The 25,581-nt window shown below is 55.4% G+C and carries 22 protein-coding genes; 11 read left to right on the top strand and 11 right to left on the bottom strand.

The annotated features are described in order from the left end of the window. Nucleotides 1-92: 92 nt before the first annotated feature. The 4 genes from EKN38_RS24300 to ghrB all read left to right on the top strand — a co-directional run bounded on the left by EKN38_RS24300 (nucleotide 93) and on the right by ghrB (nucleotide 4,180). On the top strand, nucleotides 93-842 hold the full coding sequence (locus EKN38_RS24300) for a sugar phosphate isomerase/epimerase family protein (protein ID WP_014830222.1): 750 nt from the start codon (nucleotides 93-95) through the stop codon (nucleotides 840-842). A gap of 3 nt (nucleotides 843-845) precedes the next feature. Continuing rightward, entirely contained in the window at nucleotides 846-1,784 is a 939-nt protein-coding gene (locus EKN38_RS24295) for a sugar kinase (protein WP_014830221.1), read from the top strand. Nucleotides 1,785-1,898: 114 nt separating this feature from the next. Next, a complete protein-coding gene (locus tag EKN38_RS24290) occupies nucleotides 1,899-3,179 on the top strand; it encodes an MFS transporter (RefSeq protein WP_014830220.1) in 1,281 nt (426 codons plus the stop codon). A 26-nt stretch (nucleotides 3,180-3,205) separates the two neighbouring features. Next, the gene (gene ghrB, locus EKN38_RS24285; protein ID WP_014830219.1) at nucleotides 3,206-4,180 is read left to right on the top strand and encodes a glyoxylate/hydroxypyruvate reductase GhrB; all 975 of its coding nucleotides are present in this window, start codon (nucleotides 3,206-3,208) and stop codon (nucleotides 4,178-4,180) included. A gap of 58 nt (nucleotides 4,181-4,238) precedes the next feature. On the opposite strand, the gene cspA is transcribed toward ghrB, so the two are convergent. After that, on the bottom strand, nucleotides 4,239-4,451 hold the full coding sequence (cspA, locus tag EKN38_RS24280; RefSeq protein WP_003860775.1) for an RNA chaperone/antiterminator CspA: 213 nt from the start codon (nucleotides 4,449-4,451) through the stop codon (nucleotides 4,239-4,241). Between the two features lie 247 nt (nucleotides 4,452-4,698). Next, nucleotides 4,699-5,409, bottom strand: coding sequence for a DUF3053 domain-containing protein (locus EKN38_RS24275; RefSeq protein ID WP_014830218.1), 711 nt, complete (start codon nucleotides 5,407-5,409; stop codon nucleotides 4,699-4,701). A gap of 331 nt (nucleotides 5,410-5,740) precedes the next feature. Here EKN38_RS24275 and EKN38_RS24270 point away from each other — a divergent pair, with 331 nt between their 5' ends. Continuing rightward, the gene (locus tag EKN38_RS24270) at nucleotides 5,741-6,028 is read left to right on the top strand and encodes an HTH-type transcriptional regulator (RefSeq protein WP_013094972.1); all 288 of its coding nucleotides are present in this window, start codon (nucleotides 5,741-5,743) and stop codon (nucleotides 6,026-6,028) included. Nucleotides 6,029-6,074: 46 nt separating this feature from the next. On the opposite strand, the gene EKN38_RS24265 is transcribed toward EKN38_RS24270, so the two are convergent. The 4 genes from EKN38_RS24265 to EKN38_RS24250 form a co-directional block, all read right to left on the bottom strand. Beyond that, nucleotides 6,075-7,694 (bottom strand): ABC-F family ATP-binding cassette domain-containing protein, encoded by a 1,620-nt coding sequence (locus EKN38_RS24265; RefSeq protein WP_014830217.1) that lies wholly within the window; start codon nucleotides 7,692-7,694, stop codon nucleotides 6,075-6,077. Between the two features lie 232 nt (nucleotides 7,695-7,926). Continuing rightward, on the bottom strand, nucleotides 7,927-9,996 hold the full coding sequence (gene glyS, locus EKN38_RS24260; protein ID WP_014830216.1) for a glycine--tRNA ligase subunit beta: 2,070 nt from the start codon (nucleotides 9,994-9,996) through the stop codon (nucleotides 7,927-7,929). Between the two features lie 9 nt (nucleotides 9,997-10,005). Further along, nucleotides 10,006-10,917, bottom strand: a complete 912-nt coding sequence (gene glyQ / locus EKN38_RS24255) for a glycine--tRNA ligase subunit alpha (protein WP_003860141.1) — start codon at nucleotides 10,915-10,917, stop codon at nucleotides 10,006-10,008. Nucleotides 10,918-11,077: 160 nt separating this feature from the next. Next, entirely contained in the window at nucleotides 11,078-11,383 is a 306-nt protein-coding gene (locus EKN38_RS24250) for a YsaB family lipoprotein (RefSeq protein WP_014830215.1), read from the bottom strand. 182 nt (nucleotides 11,384-11,565) lie between these two features. On the opposite strand from EKN38_RS24250, the gene EKN38_RS24245 reads away from it, so the two are divergent. Continuing rightward, complete coding sequence (locus EKN38_RS24245) at nucleotides 11,566-12,561, top strand: acyltransferase (protein WP_014830214.1); 996 nt, start codon at nucleotides 11,566-11,568, stop codon at nucleotides 12,559-12,561. On the opposite strand, the gene EKN38_RS24240 is transcribed toward EKN38_RS24245, so the two are convergent. The 4 genes from EKN38_RS24240 to xylA all read right to left on the bottom strand — a co-directional run bounded on the left by EKN38_RS24240 (nucleotide 12,554) and on the right by xylA (nucleotide 16,953). Further along, nucleotides 12,554-13,474 (bottom strand): GlxA family transcriptional regulator, encoded by a 921-nt coding sequence (locus EKN38_RS24240; RefSeq protein ID WP_014830213.1) that lies wholly within the window; start codon nucleotides 13,472-13,474, stop codon nucleotides 12,554-12,556. The two genes, EKN38_RS24245 and EKN38_RS24240, sit on opposite strands and share 8 nt — an antisense overlap. Then, nucleotides 13,474-14,013, bottom strand: coding sequence for an isochorismatase family protein (locus tag EKN38_RS24235; protein ID WP_014830212.1), 540 nt, complete (start codon nucleotides 14,011-14,013; stop codon nucleotides 13,474-13,476). Before EKN38_RS24235 ends, EKN38_RS24240 begins: the two co-directional genes overlap by 1 nt. A gap of 103 nt (nucleotides 14,014-14,116) precedes the next feature. Next, nucleotides 14,117-15,571: a xylulokinase gene (gene xylB / locus EKN38_RS24230; RefSeq protein ID WP_014830211.1), complete on the bottom strand. Its 1,455-nt coding sequence runs from the start codon at nucleotides 15,569-15,571 to the stop codon at nucleotides 14,117-14,119. Nucleotides 15,572-15,630: 59 nt separating this feature from the next. Continuing rightward, nucleotides 15,631-16,953, bottom strand: a complete 1,323-nt coding sequence (gene xylA, locus EKN38_RS24225) for a xylose isomerase (protein ID WP_014830210.1) — start codon at nucleotides 16,951-16,953, stop codon at nucleotides 15,631-15,633. Nucleotides 16,954-17,323: 370 nt separating this feature from the next. Between xylA and xylF the strand changes: the two genes are divergently transcribed. From xylF to xylR, 4 genes are all read left to right on the top strand, one after another. After that, nucleotides 17,324-18,316: a D-xylose ABC transporter substrate-binding protein gene (gene xylF / locus EKN38_RS24215; protein ID WP_014830208.1), complete on the top strand. Its 993-nt coding sequence runs from the start codon at nucleotides 17,324-17,326 to the stop codon at nucleotides 18,314-18,316. A gap of 72 nt (nucleotides 18,317-18,388) precedes the next feature. Beyond that, nucleotides 18,389-19,930 (top strand): xylose ABC transporter ATP-binding protein, encoded by a 1,542-nt coding sequence (locus EKN38_RS24210; protein WP_014830207.1) that lies wholly within the window; start codon nucleotides 18,389-18,391, stop codon nucleotides 19,928-19,930. Then, entirely contained in the window at nucleotides 19,908-21,089 is a 1,182-nt protein-coding gene (gene xylH / locus EKN38_RS24205; RefSeq protein ID WP_014830206.1) for a xylose ABC transporter permease XylH, read from the top strand. The genes EKN38_RS24210 and xylH overlap by 23 nt, the downstream gene beginning before the upstream one ends. 33 nt (nucleotides 21,090-21,122) lie before the next feature. Then, the gene (gene xylR, locus EKN38_RS24200) at nucleotides 21,123-22,301 is read left to right on the top strand and encodes a D-xylose utilization transcriptional activator XylR (RefSeq protein WP_014830205.1); all 1,179 of its coding nucleotides are present in this window, start codon (nucleotides 21,123-21,125) and stop codon (nucleotides 22,299-22,301) included. Nucleotides 22,302-22,338: 37 nt separating this feature from the next. On the opposite strand, the gene EKN38_RS24195 is transcribed toward xylR, so the two are convergent. Then, complete coding sequence (locus tag EKN38_RS24195) at nucleotides 22,339-23,163, bottom strand: protein bax (protein ID WP_014830204.1); 825 nt, start codon at nucleotides 23,161-23,163, stop codon at nucleotides 22,339-22,341. Between the two features lie 314 nt (nucleotides 23,164-23,477). Here EKN38_RS24195 and EKN38_RS24190 point away from each other — a divergent pair, with 314 nt between their 5' ends. Beyond that, nucleotides 23,478-25,508, top strand: a complete 2,031-nt coding sequence (locus EKN38_RS24190; protein ID WP_014830203.1) for an alpha-amylase — start codon at nucleotides 23,478-23,480, stop codon at nucleotides 25,506-25,508. Nucleotides 25,509-25,581: the final 73 nt, after the last annotated feature.

The following is a 25,581-nucleotide window of genomic DNA, read 5'->3' as shown; positions in this document are numbered from 1 at the left end:
ATGTCGATCATAAATTCAACATCCTGAACTTTTCTTTGGAACCGGTTCCATCTAGCGTAATAGTATCGATGTGCGTTGGATGGAGTCCAAAGATGGGCAGGAAAATAATGGTGGTTACCGCCGCGTATGGCGCGGAACAGGTGCGACAGGCGGGTGGTCAACGGGCAATGCTGCCCGTGATTGCGGGCGCGGGGGCCGACGGCGTAGAAATCCGTCGGGAGTTGTTCAGCAACGAAGAGTTACTGGCGCTACCTGCGCTGGGTGAATCTATCGAGCTGCTGGGTCTGCTGGCGTGTTATTCCGCGCCCGCTGCGCTGTTTATGCCCGACGGTACCCTCAATCCCGATCTTCCCCGCTATCTCTCCGAAGCCAGCACGCTGAACGCCCTGTGGCTGAAGGTTTCTCTGGGACATTTCAGCGACACGCAACCGCCAGACGCTCTGCGTACCCTGCTCAATGAGAGCGGCATGGCGCTGGTGGTCGAAAACGACCAGACGGACTGCGGCCAGCTTGCGCCGATGCAGCGCTTCCAGACCGCCTGCCGGGAAATGGCGCTCCCCGTTACGCTGACGTTCGACATGGGAAACTGGCTGTGGGTTGGCGACTCGCCGGAAGAAGCGGCACACCATCTGGCTCCGGCGGTCAGCTATATCCACGTGAAAGCTGCCGTACCGCATAAAGCGCAGTTCCGCGCTGTCGCGCCGGATCGCGCCGATGCGCGCTGGCTGGCTCTGCTCAGTCAGCTTCCTGCCGATGCCCCACGCGGGATCGAGTTCCCGCTGGAAGGGGCGGACTTAACCGCCGTCACCCGCCATTACGTTAACCTGCTGCGCGAGGAGTAAACCATGCACAAGACGCTGGATGTCATCACTATCGGTGAAGCCATGGCGATGTTTGTTGCCACCGAAACCGGTGAGCTGAGCACGGTAGAGCACTTTATCAAACGCGTGGCTGGCGCAGAGCTGAACGTGGCGACGGGGCTGGCACGCCTTGGCCTGAAAACAGGCTGGGTCAGCCGCGTGGGTGATGACAGCTTTGGTCACTTCGTTCTCGATTCGCTGAAAAAAGAGGGGATTGATGCCGCAGGCGTGACGCTCGATGGACGCTTCCCGACCGGCTTTCAGCTGAAATCGAAAGTCGAAAATGGAACCGATCCCATCGTGGAATACTTTCGCAAAGGGTCGGCGGCAAGCCATCTCTCGGTGGAAGATTATCACGCCGACTACTTTGCGAGTGCACGCCATCTGCACCTGAGCGGCGTGGCAGCCGCGCTGTCAGCCAGCTCATATGAGCTGCTCGATCATGCCGCGACCACCATGAAGACCCAGGGTAAGACGATCTCTTTTGATCCTAACCTGCGCCCGGTGCTGTGGAAAAGCGAGGCGGAGATGGTCGAGAAGCTGAACCGTCTGGCGTTCCAGGCTGACTGGGTTCTTCCGGGCGTGAAAGAAGGAATAATCCTCACCGGTGAAAACACACCGGAAGGGATTGCCGATTTTTACCTGAATAAAGGGGTAAAAGCGGTGGTACTGAAAACCGGTGCCGATGGCGCATGGTTTAAAACAGCGGATGGCGAGCAAGGCGCCGTCGCAGCCGTGAAGGTTGAGAACGTGGTCGATACCGTCGGTGCGGGTGATGGCTTTGCCGTCGGGGTCATAAGCGCCCTGCTGGAAGGCAAACCGCTGCCGCAGGCTATCGCTCGGGGCAACTGGATCGGCTCGCTGGCCATTCAGGTGCAGGGTGACAGTGAAGGATTGCCGACGCGCGCACAGCTTAACGAGTAAATCCCTCTCCCATGGGAGAGGGCCAGGGTGAGGGCAACGACCCGCACATATAATTAAACCACCGTGTACCCTACAGACAACGGCGGTAACAACCTCAACAACAGAGGCAAGCCTATGAACAGTTCGACCAATGCAGTAAAACGCTGGTGGTACATCATGCCAATCGTGTTTATCACGTACAGCCTGGCGTACCTTGATCGTGCCAACTTCAGTTTCGCATCCGCCGCGGGGATCACCGAAGACCTCGGGATCACCAAAGGTATTTCGTCTCTGCTGGGCGCCCTCTTCTTCCTGGGCTACTTCTTCTTCCAGATCCCCGGCGCAATCTATGCCGAACGCCGCAGCGTGCGTAAGCTGATCTTCATCTGTCTGATCCTGTGGGGTGCCTGCGCGTCACTGACCGGCGTAGTCAATAATATCCCTGCCCTGGCCGCCATTCGCTTTATCCTTGGGGTAGTTGAGGCGGCGGTTATGCCGGCCATGCTGATCTACATCAGCAACTGGTTTACCAAATCTGAACGCTCCCGTGCGAATACCTTCCTGATCCTCGGTAACCCGGTCACCGTGCTGTGGATGTCAGTGGTGTCCGGCTACCTGATCCAGTCTTTCGGCTGGCGCGAGATGTTTATCATCGAAGGGGTGCCGGCAATCATCTGGGCCTTCTGCTGGTGGGTGCTGGTAAAAGATAAGCCTGCTCAGGCGAAATGGCTCTCCGAAGATGAAAAAGCTGCCCTGCAGGCGCAGCTGGATAAAGAACAGCAAGGGCTGAAGGCGGTGCGTAACTATGGCGAAGCCTTCCGTTCCCGCAACGTAATCCTGCTGTGTGCGCAGTATTTTACCTGGAGCATCGGCGTGTATGGTTTCGTGCTGTGGTTGCCGTCCATTATCCGCAGCGGCGGTGAAAACCTCGGCATGGTCGAAGTGGGCTGGCTGTCATCCGTCCCGTATCTGGCGGCGACCATAGCGATGATCATTGCGTCCTGGGCATCGGACAAACTGCAAAATCGTAAACTGTTTGTCTGGCCACTGCTGCTGATCGCTGCCTTTGCCTTCATTGGCTCCTGGGCCGTGGGCACTAACCACTTCTGGGCCTCGTATACGCTGCTGGTGATTGCCGGTGCGGCGATGTACGCCCCGTATGGTCCCTTCTTTGCGATCATCCCGGAGATGCTGCCGCGTAACGTGGCAGGCGGTGCCATGGCACTGATTAACAGTATGGGTGCGCTGGGGTCGTTCTGCGGGTCGTGGTTTGTCGGTTACCTGAACGGTGCAACCGGCAGCCCGTCAGCCTCATACATTTTTATGGGGGTGGCACTTTTCGCCTCTGTGTGGCTTACTCTGATTGTTAAGCCTGCTAATAATCAACAAATTCCCGTCGGCGCACGCCACGCCTGAATCTTTAAAAATCAACGGAGATAAGCATGAAGCCGTCCGTCATTTTGTATAAAGCACTGCCTGATGATCTGCAAAAACGCCTGGAAGAACACTTCACCGTCACACAGGTGAAGAACCTAAGTCCGGAGACCGTGGCACAACACGCCGATGTGTTCGCCCGTGCCGAAGGCCTGCTGGGTTCAAGCGAAAAAGTGGATGTGGCGTTGCTGGAAAAAATGCCGAAGCTTCGTGCTACCTCAACCGTTTCCGTGGGTTACGACAATTTTGACGTGGACGCCCTCAACGCCCGCAAGATCCTGCTGATGCATACACCTCATGCCCTGACGGAGACCGTGGCCGACACGCTGATGGCGCTCATACTCAGTACTGCCCGCCGTGTGGTGGAAGTGGCCGGGCGCGTCAAAGCGGGCGAATGGACAAAAAGCATCGGCCCGGACTGGTTCGGGGTGGATGTTCATGGCAAAACGCTGGGGATTGTGGGCATGGGCCGGATCGGTCTGGCCCTGGCACAGCGTGCACATTTCGGCTTTAACATGCCGATTCTGTATAACGCGCGTCGCCATCACAGTGAAGCCGAAGAACGCTTCAACGCCCGTTATTGCGAGTTAGATACGCTGTTGCAGGAAGCGGATTTTGTCTGTCTGATCCTGCCTCTGACGGACGAAACCCGTCATCTGATTGGCAAAGCGGCGTTTGAAAAGATGAAGAAATCGGCCATTTTCATCAACGCGGGTCGTGGTCCGGTCGTGGATGAGAAGGCGTTAATTGCGGCGCTGCAAAATGGCGAGATCCACGCGGCCGGTCTGGACGTGTTTGAACAGGAGCCGCTGCCGGTAGATTCCCCGCTGCTGTCGCTACCGAATGTTGTCGCGCTGCCGCACATCGGCTCTGCCACGCATGAGACGCGTTACAACATGGCGGCCACCGCGGTGGAAAATCTGATCGCCGCGCTGCGTGGAAACGTGGAGAAAAACTGCGTCAATCCCCAGGTCCAACAGTAGAAACGAAAAAACCCGCCAGAAGGCGGGTTTTTAAATTCTTTGCTACTGGGTTGGAAGCTTACAGGCTTACAACGTTACCAGCTGCTGGGCCTTTAGCGCCGCTTTCGATGGTGAAGGAAACTTTCTGACCTTCGTCCAGAGATTTGTAGCCATCGTTCTGGATAGCAGAGAAGTGTACGAACACGTCTTTAGAGCCATCGTCAGGAGTGATGAAGCCGAAACCTTTATCAGCGTTGAACCATTTTACCAGACCAGTCATTTTAGCAGACATAGAATTACCTTAATTAACAAATATATTGAGCCTTCCGGCTTGATGGATTGCGTTACAGATTTTTAAGCGATGAAGGAAGGGTCACAACGAAGGGTATCTATGGATAACAATCTGGACTGCTTTACTAAACTGCTTTAGGTCTGTGTAACAAACCGACGCGAACAGTTATACCGATGTGGTAGAGGAATGACAAGCGTTATTTTCGACATCAGTAAAAAAACCCCGCCTGAAGCGGGGTTTTTTCGGTTTATTCTGTGGCAGCGACGGCCGCACTCCACGCCTGGCTAAAGGCCTGGTGCTGGGAGGCCAGCGGCCCAATCAGCGTATTGTACTGACTTGCCTGCTGTGAGGTCGGGAACTGAATACCGTTGGCAACAAAACTCACCTGAGTCCCTTGCTGGGAGATAAAATCCCCCACCTGAACCAGCTGCTGCGTGAAGATCTGCGCGGCCGGGATCAGCGGTTGCATGGCGTCAGACGGTTTGGTCACCACTTTCTCATACACTTTGTCGAAGACCGGTTTGAGATCGTCGCCCTGTTTCAGCGCGGAACGTGACGCATCAGCCTGCATTTTTGCATTCTGCAACTGCTGGCTCAGCACACCGAGCGCACCGTTAGACTGGCGCAGCGGTTCACGCTGGGTCACATAATCCTGCGGGACACGAATGGCGTTAACGCTATCCACAACCGGACGAATACCGGAGTCCATCGCCTGGCTCACCTGCTGTGAATAACCATAGAGAATGGCGTAATCAGACACGAAGGGGCCAAACTGTTTTTTCTGATCCGCAGTCAGCGTCGGCAAACGCTCGCCGCTGCGCATCACTGTATTCTGCAGAAAATCGATAAACGCCTTGCGCTGATCGCCTTCTTTATCAAAACACCCACTCAGGCTAACAACCATTAACAACGCCGCAATAGGCGCAAACCAGCGAGAGCAGGACTTTCCTGTCGCCATTTCATTACTCCTTTCACCCAAAAAAGCGCACACCGGCACACGCGTGCCCAACGCTGACAAGGATAGTCCAGGTCAGCGTCGCAAGATACTCTTTTCATGCAAAACGGCTATTGCCGTTTTATTTCTTAGCCTTTACAAAAAAATACCTGGCGAAGCCGACATATGGTTAATCAGGTAATTAGCATAACTATCCATATGGCTGAAACGCGTAAAGCGACAGCACCCGCACGATTAATCACAACCACAACGATCCCTCGTCTGTATTAGGGACTATTCTTAATGGGCTCTCTGATGTTCTTGATCCCGGTGTGTGATTTAAGAGGAGTTCTCAATGGAATATAAAGATCCTGAGTTTGAGCTGCTGAGCAGCCTGGAACAGATTATTTTTAAAGATGTGCCGCAGACCGTTACCCTGCAACAAAAATCCAATCCCTTTACAGAATATGAGCAATTGCGCAAAGGGACAGGACTAAAAACGGATGAATTCGCCAGAGCGATGGGTGTCAGCGTGGCGATGGTGCTGGAGTGGGAGTCGAAACGAGAGAAACCCACGCCAACCGAGTTAAAGCTGATGCGCCTGATTCAGGCCAACCCTGCACTCAGCAAACAGATAGCATGATGCAGTAAAGTGAGTTACCGCCCCCGCCTTTGCGGGGGCTTGTGTTTTAAAGGCTTTCACAACGCCAACCCGCCTCCCCCCACACCAGTTGATGTGTTAACGCTAACCCTTGCAGAAAGCCTTCATCGTGTGACACCACCAGCAGTGCCCCCGGGAAACCGGCCAGGGCCGCTTCAATCGCCTGGACCGATGCCAGATCCAGATGGTTGGTCGGTTCATCAAGCAGCAACAGCTGCGCGGCGTTCTCGCGCCACAATACGCAGGCCAGAGCGGCTTTCAGACGTTCACCTCCGCTCAGCGCTGCCAGTGGGAGTGAGACTTTATCCGCCCCCAGCTGAAGCTGTGCCAGACGGGTACGCAACGCCCCCTCTTCCAGCGGCGTATTGCTCAGATTGAGATGCGCCATCACCGACTGCGTCAGATCCAGCTGCGACAGGTGTTGATCGAGATACGCACACGTTACCGAGACCTTGCAGCTGCCTGCACGGGGTGCGGTTTCACCGAGGATCACTTTCAACAGCGTTGATTTCCCGCAGCCATTGGGCCCCCTGAGCGCCACGCGCATCGGGCCGTCCATCCGCCAGTGCATTGGCGGAAGTGAGACATGCGGCAATTGCAGTTCCTCCAGCACCAGCACCTGTTTCCCCTCGGCAATCTGGCTTCCCGGCAGGGTAAACATGACCGGGGCATCTTCTTCCACCCGTTCCCGCGCCTTGTTGACCGCGGCATTCAGCGCATCGTTTTGTTCGCTGTGCTGCTTTTTCCATGTGCCAATACGTTCCTTTGCCGCGCCTTTGTATTTGACCCGCTCAAACGACGCGATATTCAGGGTATCGACCGTACGCAAAGTCTTCGCCGAGCGCCGCTGGCTGTCGTCATGCTCTTTCTGCATTCGTGCGCGGGTGCGTTTGCGCTCCGTTGCCGCATGCTCCAGCGCCGCGCGGGCAGCCTGCTGTTCGGCATCACGTTGCTGTTTATAGTCTGCGTAATTGCCACCATAGCTGCGCAGCCCGGAGGCGCTCAGTTCAAGAATACGCGGCATCTGCGCCAGCAACTCACGATCGTGGGAGGCAACCAGCGCACCGCCCTGATAACGACTCAGCTGGTCGTAAAACCACGCCCGGCCTTGTCGATCCAGATGGTTGGTGGGCTCGTCCAGCAGCAGGAAATCCGCTTCAGCCGTAAAGGCACCACACAGCAGCGCGCGGATCCGCTCGCCACCGCTGAATTCGGCGGCAGGTTTATTGGGGTCAAACGATGGCAGTTTCGCATGGACAAACGCCTCGCTCAGGCGTTCGGCTAAATCCCAGTAGCCGTCGAGCGTCTCCAGATCGTCAGGCTGGTAATCACCGCGATCGATGCGCTTACGCGCGGCAAAAATCGCGTCGTAACCGAGCAGTTCAGCAAGCGTTGTCTGCGGGGAGATATCCTGCTGCTGCGCCACATAGACATGTGAGACAAAACGCTCAATATGACCGCTGGCAGGTTCATCCAGCCCCGCCAGCATACGCAGCAGACGCGTTTTTCCGCTGCCGTTACGCCCAACCAGCGCGCACAGGGACGGAGCCAGAGAGAGATTCAGTGGACCAAAAAGGGTATCGCCCGTCGCAAACTGACAGGTGACCTGATGCAAAATAAAAGAAGGGGACTGCGCAAAATGAGCCATAAACACTCCTGAATGAAATCAAAACATCCCCTGCCGACGCGGTCGCGTTTAGCAAGGATCGAAATTCATCAGTCGTGTTTGTTCATTTTCGGAATGCGCTCCTGAGGGAGAAAGTTAACGCCGGTAAGGATAGCGGTAATGTGTTGACCATTTCAAGATTAAATTTTCACCGGTACGCCATAAAAAAACCCGCCGAAGCGGGTTTTTAGCCTGTACATGCCCGGCGGGCACATTACTGCAGCAGCGAAATATCCGCCACGCGCAGGAACAGCTCACGCAGTTTTTCGAGCATAGAGAGACGGTTAATACGCAGATCTTTATCTTCCACGTTAACCATCACTTTCTCGAAGAAGGCGTCGATAACGTCACGCAGCTCCGCCAGCTCTACCAACGCTTCCTGGTAACGGCCTTCTGCGAAGTATGGCTCCAGCTTGTCACGCAGCACCACAACCTGCATCGCCAGGGCGATCTCTTCCGGCTCTTTCAACGTCGCGGCGTTCACACGCTCGTTCAGCGTTTCGTCAGATTTCGCCAGAATGTTGGAGACACGCTTGTTCGCCGCCGCCAGGGCAGATGCCGCTTCCAGCGTACGGAAGTGAGAAACCGCCTTCATACGCGCATCGAAGTCAGCCGGACGCGTTGGACGACGCGCCAGCACCGCCTGAATGGTATCCACGGTGTAACCTTCGTCCTGATACCACGCGCGGAAGCGACCGAGCATAAAGTCGATCACGTCATCCACCACGTTGGCATTGGTCAGCTTGTCACCGTACAGACGCACCGCTTCTTCGGTCAGAGTCTGCAGATCGAGGTTCAGGTTCTTCTCAACGATGATACGCAGCACGCCCAGCGCCGCACGACGCAGCGCGAACGGGTCTTTATCCCCTTTCGGGTGCTGACCGATACCGAAGATACCCGCCAGGGTGTCCATCTTATCGGCAATCGCGACCGCACAAGCTACCGGGTTAGACGGCAGTTCATCGCCTGCAAAGCGCGGCTGATACTGCTCGTTCAGGGCTACCGCCACATCTTCCGCTTCGCCATCGTGACGCGCGTAGTGCATGCCCATGACGCCCTGGGTGTCGGTAAACTCGAAGACCATGTTGGTCATCAGGTCGCACTTGGAGAGCAGACCCGCACGGGTGGCATGGTTAACGTCCGCGCCAATTTCACGGGCGATCCAGCCGGACAGCTCCGCGATACGGTCGGTCTTGTCGCGCAGCGTACCCAGCTGCTGCTGGAACAGCACGGTCTGCAGGCGCGGCAGGTTATCTTCCAGACGCTTTTTACGGTCGGTGTTGAAGAAGAACTCCGCATCCGCCAGACGTGGACGTACCACTTTCTCGTTACCGGAGATAATCTGCTGCGGATCTTTCGATTCGATGTTCGCCACGAAGATAAAGTTTGGCAGCAGCTTGCCGTCGTTGGCATAAACCGGGAAGTATTTCTGGTCACCCTTCATGGTGTACACCAGCGCTTCTGCCGGAACCGCGAGGAATTTCTCTTCGAACTTCGCGGTCAGCACAACCGGCCATTCCACCAGCGAGGTGACCTCTTCCAGCAGGCTGTCGCTCAGGTCAGCGTTACCGCCAATCTTGCGCGCCGCCTCTTCTGCATCGGCTTTGATTTTGGCTTTACGCTGTTCGTAGTCAGCAATGACTTTACCGCGCTCCAGCAGGATCTGCGGATACTGGTCGGCATTGTCGATGGTGAACTCTGGCTCGCCCATGAAGCGGTGACCGCGAATCACGCGATCGGATGCCACGCCCAGAATGGTCGCCGGAATAACGGTGTCGCCCAGCAGCAGGGTCACGGTGTGTACCGGACGCACGAAGTGTACGTCGGACGCGCCCCAGCGCATCAGCTTAGGAATGGGCAGCTTAGCCAGCGAAGTGGCGATCATGTCTGGCAGCAGCGCTTCGGCGCGTTCACCTTTTACGTGAGCGCGATACAGCAGCCATTCGCCTTTATCCGTGGTCAGACGCTCGGCCTGGTCAACGGTGATGCCGCAACCACGCGCCCAGCCTTCTGCGGCTTTGCTTGGATTGCCTTCCGCGTCGAACGCCTGGGCAATCGCCGGGCCACGTTTTTCCACTTCACGATCCGGCTGTGACGCCGCCAGGTTAGCCACTTTCAGCGCCAGACGACGCGGAGCAGCAAACCACTCAATTTTACCGTGCGCCAGGCCAGCGTTATCCAGCTCGGCAGTCACGTTCGCAGCAAAAGATTCAGCCAGGCTGCGCAGGGCTTTTGGTGGCAGCTCTTCGGTGCCAATTTCCACCAGGAAAGTTTTCTCAGACATGGCCGCCTCTTATTTGTTTCGGTTGCACATCGGGAAGCCAAGGGCTTCACGGGACGCATAGTACGCTTCTGCAACGGCTTTGGTCAGGGTGCGAATACGTAGAATGTAGCGCTGACGTTCAGTCACGGAGATCGCTTTGCGGGCGTCCAGCAGGTTGAAGCTGTGGGCGGCCTTCAGAATACGCTCGTAGGCAGGCAGCGGCAGCGGAGTCTCCAGCGCCAGAAGCTGCTGCGCTTCTTTCTCGTACTGCTCGAAGCAGGTGAACAGGAAGTCCACGTCCGCGTATTCGAAGTTATAGGTGGATTGCTCCACTTCGTTCTGATGGAACACGTCGCCGTAAGTGGTTTTACCCAGCGGGCCGTCGCTCCAGACCAGGTCGTAAACGCTGTCTACGCCCTGAATGTACATGGCCAGACGTTCCAGGCCGTAGGTGATTTCACCCGTAATCGGTTTACATTCCAGACCGCCAACCTGCTGGAAGTAGGTGAACTGCGTCACTTCCATGCCGTTCAGCCACACTTCCCAACCCAGACCCCAGGCACCCAGCGTTGGGTTTTCCCAGTTATCTTCCACGAAACGAATGTCGTGAATGGTTGGATCCATACCCAGCTCTTTCAGTGACCCAAGGTACAGTTCCTGAATATTGTCTGGCGATGGCTTAATCACCACCTGGAACTGATAGTAGTGCTGCAGACGGTTTGGGTTTTCGCCGTAACGGCCATCGGTCGGACGACGGGAAGGCTGCACATAAGCAGTCGCCATTGGCTCTGGCCCCAACGCGCGCAAGCTGGTCATCGGGTGTGAGGTGCCTGCGCCGACTTCCATGTCCAAAGGTTGAACAATGGTGCAGCCCTGGCGAGCCCAGTAATCCTGTAAGGTCAGGATCAGGCCCTGGAAGGTCTTGGTATCAAACTTTTGCATAGTATTTCGTGCTGGATACGTGTGGTTTTAAATGGAAGGGACCAGTATACCCGCTGGCTGCAAGATATACAGTACGAAACGGGGTTGTTTAGGGAAAATTGGGAAATAAGCGTACGAGCCAGAACGCGGCGGGCGTCTGGCTGTCGATTATGCGAGCAGGTTAGCGCATGGAGAGATGCAAAAACTGGCCGTCCGCATCAAACGAGCAGACAAAGCCCTCTTTACGAGAAGTATGGCCCCGCAGCTCATAGCTGCCCTGAAAGCGCTCAAAGCCGATGACATCAATTTTCTGTGCGTCCAGGTTATAGCGATGAGCCGCCTGATCTTTACACAGCTGTTCCATATTCAGGGAGCGTTCCGGGCTGATCTTGCCCTGCTGCGCTTTTTGCACCGGTGCTTCCTGAGGCGCACTACATCCGGCCAGTACCACCAGCAGAAAGAGTGACCCCACACGTTTCATCATCATTTTTATTACCGCCCTGGTCAGTGGCTGTTATTTTTAGTAGCAAAGCTTTTATAGATTACGGTCTGGCATTCTGCGAATCTCGCGTTTGCCATACAAGTCCGCGTATTAAAACTCAGATTTTTCCAAGGAAAGACTTTTACACAATAGCAGTCACACTCTATTTACAGGGAAAAGAGGAACTGATGCAGTCAAAAATTAACTGGATTGATAATCTGCGAGGAATAGCGTGTCTGATGGTGGTCATGATCCACGCGACGACATGGTATGTCACAAACGCACACAGTATCAGCCCCGTTGACTGGGATATCGCGAATATTCTCAACTCCGCGTCGCGCGTGAGCGTGCCGCTGTTCTTTATGATTTCCGGTTTTCTCTTTTTTGGCGAGCGTAGCGCGCAACCGCGACACTTCATCCGCATCGCCGCATGCCTGGGGTTTTATAGCGCCGTCGCGCTGATTTACATCACGCTATTCACCTCAATTAACCCCGGCCTGTCACTCAAATATCTGCTGCAAAAGCCGGTGTTTTATCACCTGTGGTTTTTCTTCGCCATTATCGTTATCTACCTGGTATCACCGTTGATTCAGGTAAAAAACGTCAGCGGAAAGATGCTTCTGGCGCTGATGGTGGTGATTGGCATCATCGCCAACCCGAATACCGTCTCACAAAAAATTGACGGTTTTGAGTGGCTGCCGGTAAACCTTTACATCAATGGCGATACCTTTTACTACGTAATTTACGGCATGCTGGGACGTGCTATCGGCATGATGGATACTCAAAAGCGCGGCATCAACTGGCTATGTGGGGCGTTGTTTATCATCGGCGTGATTGTCATTTCACGCGGGACGTTGCATGAGCTGCAATGGCGCGGCAATTTTGCTGATACCTGGTATCTGTACTGCGGGCCGATAGTCTTCATCTGTGCCGTTTCCCTGCTGACGCTCGTTAAAAACACCCTGAACGCGCGCCCTCTTCCCGTGCTGGGGTTTATCTCGCGGCACTCGCTGGGCATTTACGGCTTTCACGCGCTGGTGATCCATGCGCTACGCACGAGAGGCGTTGAACTCAAAAGCTGGCCAGTGGTGGATATCGTCTGGATTTTCTCCGTCACACTGGTCGTAAGCCTGCTGCTGTCGATGCTGCTACAGAAGGTAGACACCCGCCGCTTCGTCAGTTGACGACGCGCTGTCGGGCCCGATGAAACTGGCGCGGGGAGGAAAACCCTGCCGCCAGGGAGGCCTGCTCCACGCCACGCCCCTGCAATAACCACTGCTCCGCCACCGCCAGACGCAGCTGTTCCAGGTAATCACGAACGCTTATCCCCAAATGCGTCTGGAACAGGCGGGTTAAATGGCGCGGGCTGACATGCGCCAGCGCGGCAATATCCGGCACGTTCCAGGCTTTTTGTGGGTCTGCGGTCAGCGCATCCTGAGCACGATGGATAGCCGGATGAAGATGATTGCGGTAGCGTAACCATGGCGATAGCTGCGGATCGTCCCCGGACCGGCGGAACCAGACCACCATCTCGCGCGCCACAGCCAGGGCCCTTTCTGGGCCGCACAGGCGGTTAATCATATGCAGCGCCAGGTCGATACCCGAGGTGATCCCTGCGCTGGTCCAGACATTCTCATCCTGCACGAATATCCGGTTCTCTTTAATCGTCGCCGTAGGGGCGGCAGCACGTAAACGCCCGATAACTTCATGATGCGTTGTGCACTGCCGGTTGTTCAGCAGCCCTGATTTTGCTGCCAGCAATGCCCCTGAACAGACGCACATCACGGTGATATCCTGGCGCTGAATAGCCGGCTGCAGGCGCATCAGCCAGTGCTGGATCTGCATCGCCTGCGGCGTAGAAAACTGAACGCGGGAGTCGCTTACACCGGGCAGAACCAGCAGGCTCCCTTCCGGAAGCCTTTCCGGCAATGGCGTGATACCGCTCATCATCAAACCAATCGACGTTTGAACCTCAGGTTGCGGGCCAATGTAATGCAGACGAAAGGCATCGCCTGCCAGGACAAAGGTTTCTGCCGGGCCGGTCATGTCTAATGACAACACCCCGGGCAACATAACGAACCAAACGTCGATGCGCATTACAGTGACTCCAGCGTCTCCGCTACCGTTTTAATTCCGGCAAAACGCCCAGACAGTACCGCTTCGGTACGATGACGAATTTCCGCTGCGCTAAGGGTAATTCCCTTGTACGTCATGGGAAACGTCAGCGTTGCCTCGCTAACAAAGGTCACAGCATAACCCAGATCGGATGCCACCCGTGCGGTGGTTTCGCAGCACTGTTCAGTGCGAATGCCGCACACGATCAGCTGGTTGATATCGCGCTCGCGCAGCCAGCGATCCAGGCCCGTGTCCGTGAAGGCATTATGGACGTGTTTCTGGAAAACCACATCCGGCTGATGACGTAAAAAGGTCATCGGTTTGACGTAGCCGCTTTGCAGTGAGAAAGGGCCGTTTTCATCCACATGGAAAATATCGACGACGGGAATGCCGCGTGATTGACAGCCTTCTGTCAGCCCCAGCATTGCCTGCTGAAAGGCCGGCATATCTTGCTCCTGCCAGTAATCGCGGTGATGAAAAGACTGTTGGGTATCGATGTTGATTAATGCAATACGTGACATGATGAATCTCCTCGCCAGTGGGTATGCGTACATACTGGCGAGGAAACAGGCACACGGACAGACCAAAAAAGGACATCCTCGTGCCTCTGACAGACAATCACGCTTATGACATCAGCGGCAGCAACTGCTGATAGATTTTGCGGAACACATCGCGCCTTTCAGCATATCGCGCGTGGCGAGTTGCGTCGGGCAGATGAGCCTGTTCCAGCGTGAGCTGTGGCAACAGTTGCGAAAGCGGTTTTTCCGGGTTCATGGCTATCTGCGCCAGCCGCGCGGCACCCAGCGCCGGGCCCACGTCACCCCCGGTACGATAGTCCAGCTGCAATCCACTGATATCAGAAAGCATCTGGCGCCAGTAGCTGCTACGTGCGCCACCGCCGATCAGGGTGATGCTTGCTGGTTTCAGGCCGCAGTCATGGACCACGTCCATTCCGTCCGCCAGCGCATAGCCCACGCCTTCCAGAACCGCACGCGCCAGTTCCGCAGGACCGTGCTGATGGGTTAAACCAAAAAACACCCCTTTCGCTTCCGGGTTGTTGTGCGGCGTACGCTCACCGGAGAGATACGGTAAAAACCAGACGGTACCGGCATTTTCATCCGCCTGCTGTGCTGCGGTAATCAATGCCGGAACATCGGCCATCCCGGTCAGCTTCGCCGCCCAGTCCAGGCAAGACGCTGCACTGAGCATCACCGACATCAAATGCCATTTTCCTGGCAGCGCATGGCAGAAACTGTGCACCGCATTTTCCGGGTTGCTGCGATATCCGTCGCTGACGGCAAAATAGACGCCAGAGGTGCCGAGAGACAGCATGGCTTGCCCCGCATCAACCATCCCGACACCCACGGCGCCCGCCGCGTTATCCCCACCGCCGGCCACCACCGGCACAGCAGGCATATTCCAGCGTTCCGCAACGGCGGACTGTAAGGTGCCGGTAATTTCGCTGCCTTCAAAGAGTGCGGGCATATGCTCACGGGTGAGATGACAGGCATCCAGCATCGCCTCGCTCCAGTCGCGTTTCGCCACGTCGAGCCACATGGTGCCGGCGGCGTCGGACATGTCGCTGGCAAAATCCCCCGTCATGCGAAAACGCAGATAATCTTTTGGCAGTAAGACCTTCGCCACCTGACGGAAAATCGCCGGCTCATGGCGTTGCACCCAGAGGAGCTTCGGCGCGGTGAAGCCGGGCATCATCAGGTTGCCGGTGATGTCACGGGACGCAGGCACTCGCTCTTCAAGGAGTACGCACTCTTCCGCACAGCGGCCATCATTCCAGAGGATCGCAGGGCGCAGCACGCGATGCTGGCTGTCCAGCAGCGTAGCGCCGTGCATCTGTCCGGCGATACCCAGCGCGGTGACCTCACGCAGACTGTGCTGTTCACCTAAGGCCTTGATTGCGCGATCCGTCGCCAGCCACCACTGCTCCGGGTCCTGTTCCGACCATAACGGATGCGGACGCGAAACCTGCAGTTTTTCAGTCTGCGTTGCTAACACGTCACCCTGCTCGCTTAAGAGGATGGCTTTCACACCCGATGTGCCAAGATCAATCCCGATATACATTGTGGTGGCTCCTTTGACAGAAATGCCCGGTGGCGCTTCCGCTTACCGGGCCTACGTTTTTACTTGTCGAACAGGTAGTGATTGACCAGATTTTCCAGCAGTTCCTGGTGTCCGCTCTGGTGCTGCGGCGCCAGCTGATGTTGTTCAGCGTACTTCGCAATTTCCGCCAGCGATAACTGGCCTTTCAAAATTTGCTGGCCCAGTTCACTGTTCCAGCCGCTATAACGCTTCGCGACACGTTTATCCAGCTCACCGTCTTCAATCATGCGCGCAGCGACTTTCAGCGCCAGCGCCATGGTATCCATCGCGCCAATGTGGCCGTAGAACAGATCGTATTTATCGGTGCTCTGACGACGTACTTTGGCGTCAAAGTTCAGACCGCCGGTAGTAAAACCACCCGCTTTGATGATTTCATACATCACCAGCGCATTCTCTTCCACGCTGTTCGGGAACTGGTCGGTATCCCAGCCCAGCTGTGCATCACCACGGTTAGCATCGACCGAGCCGAAGATGCCCAGCGCAATGGCAGACGCAATTTCGTGATGGAAAGAGTGACCCGCCAGGGTGGCATGGTTGGCTTCAATGTTAACTTTAATCTCTTTTTCCAGGCCGAACTGCTTCAGGAAGCCGTACACGGTCGCGACGTCGTAATCGTACTGGTGCTTGGTTGGTTCCTGTGGCTTCGGTTCAATCAGCAGCGTGCCGCGGAAACCGATTTTATGCTTATGCTCAACCACCATCTGCATGAAGCGGCCAATCTGCTCGCGCTCCTGACGCAGGTCGGTATTCAGCAGGGTTTCATAACCCTCACGGCCGCCCCACAGAACATAGTTCTCGCCGCCCAACTGATGCGTGGCATTCATTGCGGTCACGACCTGGGTGGCCGCCCAGCTAAACACTTCCGGATCCGGGTTAGTTGCCGCTCCGGCGCCATAACGAGGGTTGGTGAAGCAGTTCGCTGTGCCCCACAGCAGCTTCACGCCACTTTGCTGCTGCTTCGCCGCCAGCACATCCACCATCTGCGCAAAGTTGTTCAGGTACTCTTTCAGCGATGCGCCTTCCGGCGACACATCCACGTCATGGAAACAGTAATACGGCACGTTCAGCTTGTGGAAGAATTCAAATGCCACATCCGCTTTGCGCTTCGCCAGCTCGATAGCCTCACCCGGCTGTTGCCACGGGCGGTCAAAGGAACCCACACCGAACATATCGGCGCCGTTCCAGCAGAAGGTATGCCAGTAACAGGCGGCAAAGCGCAGATGATCTTCCATGCGCTTACCCAGCACCAGCTCATCCGGGTTGTAGTGACGAAATGCTAAAGGATTGGTCGTTTTCGGGCCTTCGTAACGAACACGATCGAGTTGGTCGAAATAAGCTTGCATATTGAGCTCCATAATCAGGGTATGCGGCGAGTCGTTGATACAGGAGTAATAGTGAATAGACATTTTGGGTTGCTCAATTACGTTATTTCACACTGCTATTGAGAGAATGCGCAACTGTGCGCTGGCTCGCAAAATAATGCGCAAGCAAACTATTTTTCGGCGCAGATTCCATAATCAAATGTAATTAAGACCTTACGTATTTTAAAATCCGATCGCGGTCATAAATTCAGAAATAAACCAAATATCGTAATGAGAAGATAAAAATCTGTAATTGCCAGCCCGCCTTTCCGCGTTAAAAATTTGCTGCGTCTCAGCAGTGAATGTTTCTTTTATCTCAGCAACACATACCCCTACAAAAGGCCTAATAATTATGAAGATAAAGAACCTGACCCTAACGCTCTGCACTACTCTCCTCCTTGCATGCTTTGCAGGACATGCCAAAGAGGTCAAAATTGGCATGGCGATTGATGACCTGCGTCTGGAACGCTGGCAAAAAGATCGCGATATTTTTGTTAAAAAAGCGGAATCACTTGGCGCAAGTGTGTTTGTGCAGTCTGCAAATGGCAACGAAGAAACGCAGATGTCGCAAATTGAGAATATGATTAACCGTGGCGTTGATGTACTGGTCATTATCCCTTATAACGGCCAGGTATTAAGCAACGTCGTGAAAGAAGCGAAGCAAGAAGGGATAAAAGTCCTGGCCTATGACCGCATGATTAATAATGCGGACATTGATTATTATATTTCGTTCGACAATGAAAAAGTGGGTGAACTGCAGGCAAAAAGCCTGGTCGATAAAGTGCCGCAGGGCAATTATTTCCTGATGGGCGGCTCGCCGGTGGATAACAACGCCAAACTGTTCCGCGAAGGCCAGATGAAAGTCCTCAAGCCGTATATCGACAGCGGCAAGATTAAAGTGGTTGGCGATCAGTGGGCGGACGGCTGGTTGCCTGAAAATGCGCTGAAAATTATGGAAAACGCGCTAACCGCGAATAACAACAAAATTGATGCCGTCGTCGCCTCCAACGACGCCACAGCCGGTGGTGCCATTCAGGCGCTGAGCGCCCAAGGGCTGGCCGGGAAAGTGGCCATTTCAGGCCAGGATGCGGATCTCGCCGGTGTCAAACGCATCATCGCGGGCACCCAGACCATGACGGTGTATAAGCCCATCACTGAACTGGCCAACACGGCTGCGGAGATCGCCGTAGAGCTGGGGAACGGTAAACAACCGAAAGCCGACGCGACGCTGAACAACGGTCTGAAAGATGTGCCGGCTCGCCTGCTCACGCCAATTGAAGTCAATAAAGAGAACATTGACGCCACCGTCATCAAAGACGGTTTCCACAAGAAGAGTGAACTGTAATCCAGCGCAGCCCCTGCCCTGCGGGGGCGCATCGACTTGTACTGTTTTTACCTCGGGTCATGTGGAGCAGTTATGCCTTATTTACTTGAAATGAAGAGCATCACCAAGCGTTTTGGCGCGGTGAAAGCGGTCGATAACGTGAGCCTGCGGCTAAATCCTGGTGAAGTGGTTTCGCTCTGCGGCGAAAACGGTTCGGGTAAGTCGACGCTGATGAAAGTGTTGTGCGGGATCTATCCGCATGGCAGCTACGAAGGTGAAATTGTCTTTGCCGGTGAGGTCATTCAGGCCACCCACGTTCGCGATACTGAACGTAAGGGTATCGCCATCATCCACCAGGAGCTGGCGCTGGTGAAGCATCTCACCGTGCTGGAGAATATTTTCCTCGGGGCCGAAATTTCGCGACGCGGCGTGCTGGATTACGACACCATGACGCTACGCTGTGAAAAACTGCTGGCGCAGGTCAGTCTGGCCATTTCGCCAGATACCCGCGTGGGAGACCTGGGTCTGGGGCAGCAACAGCTGGTTGAAATCGCTAAGGCGCTGAACAAACAGGTCAGGCTGCTGATCCTCGACGAACCCACGGCCTCTCTCACCGAACAGGAAACGGCCGTCCTGCTGGATATCATCCGCGATCTGCAAAACCACGGTATCGCCTGCATCTACATTTCGCACAAGCTCAACGAGGTCAAAGCCATTTCTGACACCATCTGCGTGATCCGCGATGGCCAACACATTGGCACACGAGAAGCCGAAGGCATGAGCGAGGATGACATCATCACCATGATGGTGGGGCGCGAGCTGACGGCCCTTTACCCGAATGAACCTCACACAACGGGTGATGAAGTATTACGCGTGGAGAACCTGACCGCGTGGCACCCGGTTAACCGCCATATCAAACGCGTTAACAACATCTCCTTTTCCCTGCACCGGGGTGAAATTCTCGGTGTTGCCGGGCTCGTCGGTGCCGGGCGGACTGAAGCCGTACAGTGCCTGTTCGGCGTCTGGCCAGGGCGCTGGGAAGGTAAGGTTTATATCGATGGTAAGCCGGTAAAAATCGACAACTGCCAGCAGGCGATTGCCCACGGAATTGCCATGGTGCCGGAAGACCGCAAAAAAGACGGCATCGTGCCGGTAATGGCGGTGGGTAAAAACATCACGCTCGCGGCACTCGATCAGTTCTCCGGCGCGCTGAGCAGCCTTGATGATGCCGCTGAGCAACAGTGCATTCTGCAGTCTCTCGCCCGCCTCAAAGTGAAAACATCCTCACCGGAACTGGCCATTGGACGCCTGAGCGGAGGCAACCAGCAAAAAGCCATTCTGGCGCGCTGCCTGCTCCTCAATCCACGCATATTGATCCTTGATGAGCCGACGCGTGGCATTGATATCGGTGCGAAGTACGAAATCTACAAACTGATTAATCAGCTTGTACAGCAAGGGATTGCCGTCATTGTCATCTCCTCTGAATTACCCGAAGTGCTCGGCCTGAGCGACCGTGTGCTGGTCATGCACGAGGGCAAACTGAAAGCCAATCTGATTAACCAGAACCTGACGCAGGAGCAGGTGATGGAAGCCGCTTTAAGGAGCGAACGTCATGTCGAAAAGCAATCCGTCTGATATCAAAGTCGCTGTTCAGACGCCCGGCGCATTCGCGGGGTTAAAAGCGCTGAATCTGCAGGTATTCGTGATGATCGCGGCGATTATCGCCATTATGTTGTTCTTTACGTGGATGACCGATGGCTCCTACCTGAGCGCGCGTAACGTCTCTAACCTGCTACGCCAGACTGCCATCACCGGCATTCTTGCCGTGGGCATGGTCTTCGTCATTATCTCGGCGGAAATCGATCTGTCGGTCGGGTCGATGATGGGCCTGCTCGGCGGCGTCGCGGCCATTTTTGACGTCTGGCTTGGCTGGCCGCTGCCGCTGACCGTGGCGGTGACGCTGGTGTTGGGTCTGGTCCTTGGCGCCTGGAATGGCTGGTGGGTTGCCTACCGGAAAGTCCCGTCGTTCATTGTTACTCTGGCAGGAATGCTGGCCTTCCGCGGCGTATTGATTGGTATCACCAACGGCACCACCGTCTCCCCCACCAGCGCGGCCATGTCACAGATAGGTCAGAGCTACCTCTCCGATAGCGTGGGCTTTACCCTCGGCGTGGTCGGGCTGCTGGCGTTCGTGGCCTGGCAGTGGCGTGGCCGTATGCGCCGTCAGTCGCTGGGTCTTGCCTCCTCCCCATCAACATCCGTGGTGGGACGTCAGGCGCTGACAGCGGTGATCGTGCTCGGCGCGATTTGGCTCCTGAATGACTATCGCGGCGTGCCTACGCCGGTTCTCCTGCTGGCCCTCTTGCTGCTGGGCGGCATGTTTATGGCCACGCGCACCGCGTTTGGCCGCCGTATTTACGCCATCGGCGGCAACCTTGAGGCCGCCCGTCTGTCAGGCATTAACGTAGAGCGCACCAAGCTGGCGGTGTTCGCCATTAACGGCCTGATGGTGGCTATCGCCGGGTTGATCCTCAGCTCGCGTCTCGGGGCGGGTTCCCCGTCAGCCGGGAACATTGCCGAGCTGGATGCTATCGCCGCCTGCGTCATTGGCGGTACCAGCCTCGCGGGCGGTGTCGGCAGCGTGGCGGGTGCGGTGATGGGGGCATTTATCATGGCTTCGTTGGATAACGGGATGAGTATGATGGACGTCCCGACGTTTTGGCAGTATATCGTCAAGGGGGCCATTCTTTTGCTGGCAGTCTGGATGGACTCTGCCACCAAGCGGCGTGCCTGATAACCGTATTGTGACTTATTTGGGAAGCGAGCCATGTTTGAAAAGCGTCACCGCATTACGTTGTTATTCAATGCCAACAAAGCTTACGACCGGCAGGTGGTAGAGGGCGTTGGTGAATATTTGCAGGCGTCGCAATCCGAGTGGGATATCTTTATTGAAGAAGATTTCCGCACCCGACTCGAGAACATCAAAGACTGGCTGGGCGATGGCGTCATCGCTGACTATGATGACCCTGTCATTGAGCAATTACTGACAGACGTCGACGTCCCGATTGTGGGCGTCGGCGGCTCTTACCATTCGCCCGAGCACTATCCTCCCGTTCACTATATCGCCACCGATAACCATGCGCTGGTTGAAAGCGCGTTTCTGCATTTAAAGGAGAAAGGCGTCCATCGCTTTGCGTTCTATGGTTTACCGGCCTCCAGCGGCAAACGCTGGGCCGTTGAGCGCGAACACGCCTTTTGTCAGCTTGTCGCCCAGGAGAAATACCGCGGCGTGGTCTATCAGGGGCTGGAAACCGCGCCGGAAAACTGGCAGCACGCGCAAAACCGTCTGGCTGACTGGCTGCAGACGCTGCCGCCGCAAACCGGCATTATTGCCGTGACGGACGCCCGTGCGCGCCACGTATTGCAGGTCTGCGAACATTTGCACATTCCGGTGCCGGAAAAGCTGTGCGTGATTGGCATCGATAACGAGGAGCTGACCCGTTACCTTTCTCGCGTGGCTCTCTCTTCAGTGGCGCAGGGCACCCGACAGATGGGGTACCAGGCCGCAAAATTACTGCATCGTCTGCTGGATAACGAATCCCTGCCGCTTCAGCGCCTGCTGGTTCCCCCGGTCCGCGTGGTAGAACGTCGCTCAACGGATTACCGCTCCCTGAACGACCCGGCGGTCATCCAGGCGATGCACTTCATCCGCAACCACGCCTGCAAAGGTATCAAGGTCGATCAGGTGCTGGATTCCGTGGGTATTTCCCGTTCGAATCTGGAGAAGCGTTTTAAAGAGGAAGTGGGCGAAACCATCCATGCGGTCATTCACGCTGAGAAGCTGGAGAAAGCGCGCAGTTTGCTCATTTCCACGTCGCTGTCGATCAACGAAATCTCGCAGATGTGCGGCTATCCGTCGCTGCAGTATTTTTATTCGGTGTTCCGTAAAGAGTATGACAACACGCCGAAAGAGTATCGGGAACGCCACAGCGAAGTCATGATGTAGAAAAGAAAACGCCTTCCAGTGGAAGGCGTTATTGGGATTACATATGGGCGGCGATAAGTCGCTGGTTATCCTGGTACATCGCAAACAGGTAGTTGTTATAGCGCTGACCCTGGGTGGAATAACCTTTCAGCTTGTGGATCATCGTACTGGCCGTCACTTCCTGATCCGCTTTACGCAGCTGAGCACGCGACTTACGGAACGACGAGTAGGCCGGATGCGTGTTCAGGTTTACCACATAGGCGTTCACTGAATCCTTCACCGATTCAAACTGCGAGTAGCCCTTCACCTTACCCGGCGCATTTTTACAACGCCCCTTCACACACTTCATGCCGAAGAGGTTATTGTTGTTGCGCGCCAGCTTCGAGGTGCCCCAGCCACTTTCGGCTGCAGCCATTGTCGCGACCATGCTGCCCGGAATGATGTCGACACGCTCAAGGAGCGAATTCCACGGCACACGACGGGTGTTACCGTTCCAGCTCACCTTGTAGCGCTTTGCGATATCTTTCAGGCGCGCACGCTCGGACGGCGTCCAGCGGCTATCGTACTGTTTGGCGATCAACCAGTTACGATCCGCCGTAATCGCGGCGTTTTGACTTGTGATGTAAGGCATTACCGTCCGGAGAAACGCTTTTTTCCTTGGTGTTCCGGAAGGGTATTTTCGCAAATCAGGAAGTGAACTACTCTTTGCACTATTGCGAGAATACTCTTGTTTACTGCTAACCTTACTACTTGTCGTCTTTATTACGTGGGCTTTCTTACTCGTTGTATCCGTGTGCGTCTTCGCAAGCACCCCACCCGAAAATGTCGTGGTGAGTAACATGAGTATCGCGGCCCCATATCGTCGAATGGGAGTCGATATCATTAGGTCTCCTGGTCGGATATAAACATTCCAACACCTTATTTTTTTCACAAATTTGAGAGCGGAATCTCAAATCATATCAAAAATAGACTTCAAGAGCACGTATAGAAATAGTCCAATTCCGAAACTATGTCACCTGAAACGTGCTCATTTAAACATCAATTCTGAAAATTTGTGTGCGTTCTCGCAGATAACTGCCTAATTTTGCGCGGGATCACTCATCCTCTCACGTCATCCTTGCAGAAAGCGCCGGGGGATGAGTTTTTACCCAACACCTGATGGCACACTGGTCAAAAATGCCGCGACAGGAAAATGGAATGAAACGCACCGCACTGGCTTTTCTGATGTTACCCGCACTGGCACATGCCGACTGGTCATCACCGGGATTTAGCGCCTTTAGCGCCGAAGGCACCGGCGTGTTCACCAGCCAGGCAAAGCTTGCGAAGGGTACGCGCCCTTTGACAGTGAGTTTTGACAACACGTGCTGGCAGCCAACAGAAGCGATAAAACTCAACGAGATGCTGTCGCTCAAACCGTGTGACGGCACGCCGCCGCAGTGGCGTCTGTTCCGCGACGGAGAGTACCAGATGCGTGTCGATACCCGATCCGGCACGCCAACCCTGATGCTGACCATCAAGAGCACAGCAGAACAGCCGGTGGCAGACGTTATCCGCCAGTGTCCAAAATGGGACGGAAAACCGCTGACGCTGGAGGTGGGGAATACGTTCCCGGAAGGCTCCGTGGTGCGAGATTTCTACAGTAAACAAACCGCGACGGTACAACAGGGAAAAATTACCCTTCAGCCTGCTGCCAACAGCAACGGCCTGCTGCTGCTTGAGCGCGCCGAAACCGACAAACCCGCGCCGTTTAGCTGGCAAAACGCTACCGTCTATTTCGTACTGACCGACCGCTTTGTGAATGGCGACCCCACCAACGACAACAGCTATGGTCGCCATAAAGATGGGATGCAGGAGATTGGTACCTTCCACGGCGGCGATCTGAAAGGGCTTGCGAGCAAGCTTGATTATCTGCAACAACTGGGGATAAACGCACTCTGGATAAGTTCCCCGCTTGAGCAGATCCACGGCTGGGTCGGCGGTGGCACCAAAGGGGATTTCCCCCACTATGCTTACCACGGCTACTACACGCAGGACTGGACAAAGCTTGATGCCAACATGGGCACCGAAGATGATTTACGTCATCTCGTCGATGAAGCGCACAAGCGCGGCATCCGCATTCTGTTCGATATCGTCATGAACCACGCGGGTTACGCGACGCTTGCCGACATGCAGGAGTACCAGTTTGGCGCGCTCTATCTGCAGGGTGATGAGCTGAAGAAAACGCTGGGTGAACGCTGGACGGACTGGAAGCCGGGCACAGGACAAAGCTGGCACAGCTTTAATGATTACATTAACTTCAGCGATAAAGCCGCATGGGAAAAATGGTGGGGTAAAAAATGGATCCGCACCGATATTGGTGATTACGACAACCCAGGCTTTGACGACCTGACCATGTCGCTGGCGTTTTTACCCGACCTGAAAACGGAATCCACCACGCCATCCGGTTTGCCGAACTTCTATCAACACAAGGCCGATACCCATGCCAAAGCTATCCCGGGATACACCCCGCGAGATTACCTGACGCACTGGCTGAGCCAGTGGGTACGCGAATATGGTATTGACGGTTTCCGTGTTGATACGGCAAAACACGTTGAGCTGGCGGCCTGGCAGCAGTTGAAGGACCAGGCAAGCCAGGCGCTGGCAGCCTGGAAAGGTGCTCACCCGGACAAAAAACTCGACAATGCGCCATTCTGGATGACGGGTGAATCCTGGGGCCACGGGGTCATGCAGAGCGATTATTACCGCCACGGCTTTGATGCGATGATTAACTTCGATTATCAGGAGCAGGCGGCAAAAGCGGTGAACTGCCTGGCCGATATCGATCTGACCTGGCAGCAGATGGCGGAAAAACTGCAAAGCTTTAACGTCCTGAGCTATCTCTCCTCGCATGACACCCGCCTGTTCCGCGAAGGGGGCCAGCGCGCGGCAGAGCTGCTGCTATTAGCGCCGGGCAGCGTACAAATCTATTATGGGGATGAATCAGAGCGTCCGTTTGGGCCGACGGGTTCCGATCCTCTGCAGGGAACACGCTCGGATATGAACTGGCAGGATGTGACGGGCAAACAGGCGTTGACCGTCGCCCACTGGCAAACGCTGGGTCAGTTCCGCGCCCGCCATCCGGCGATAGGTGAAGGCAAGCAAACCACGCTTTCGCTGAAAGAGGGGTATGGATTCTTACGGGAACATAATGGCGATAAGGTGATGGTCGTCTGGGCGGGAAATCAATAGCCCCTCACCCTAACCCTCTCCCCAAGGGGCTGAGGGATCCCCAGTAATTTTTTACCAAAAGCGACGAATGTTA

The organism is Enterobacter sp. WCHEn045836 (assembly GCF_003965585.1).
Lineage (GTDB): Bacteria > Pseudomonadota > Gammaproteobacteria > Enterobacterales > Enterobacteriaceae > Enterobacter > Enterobacter dissolvens.
Note: the sequence above shows the minus strand (reverse complement) of the source record. Positions and strands in the feature narration are given on the sequence as shown.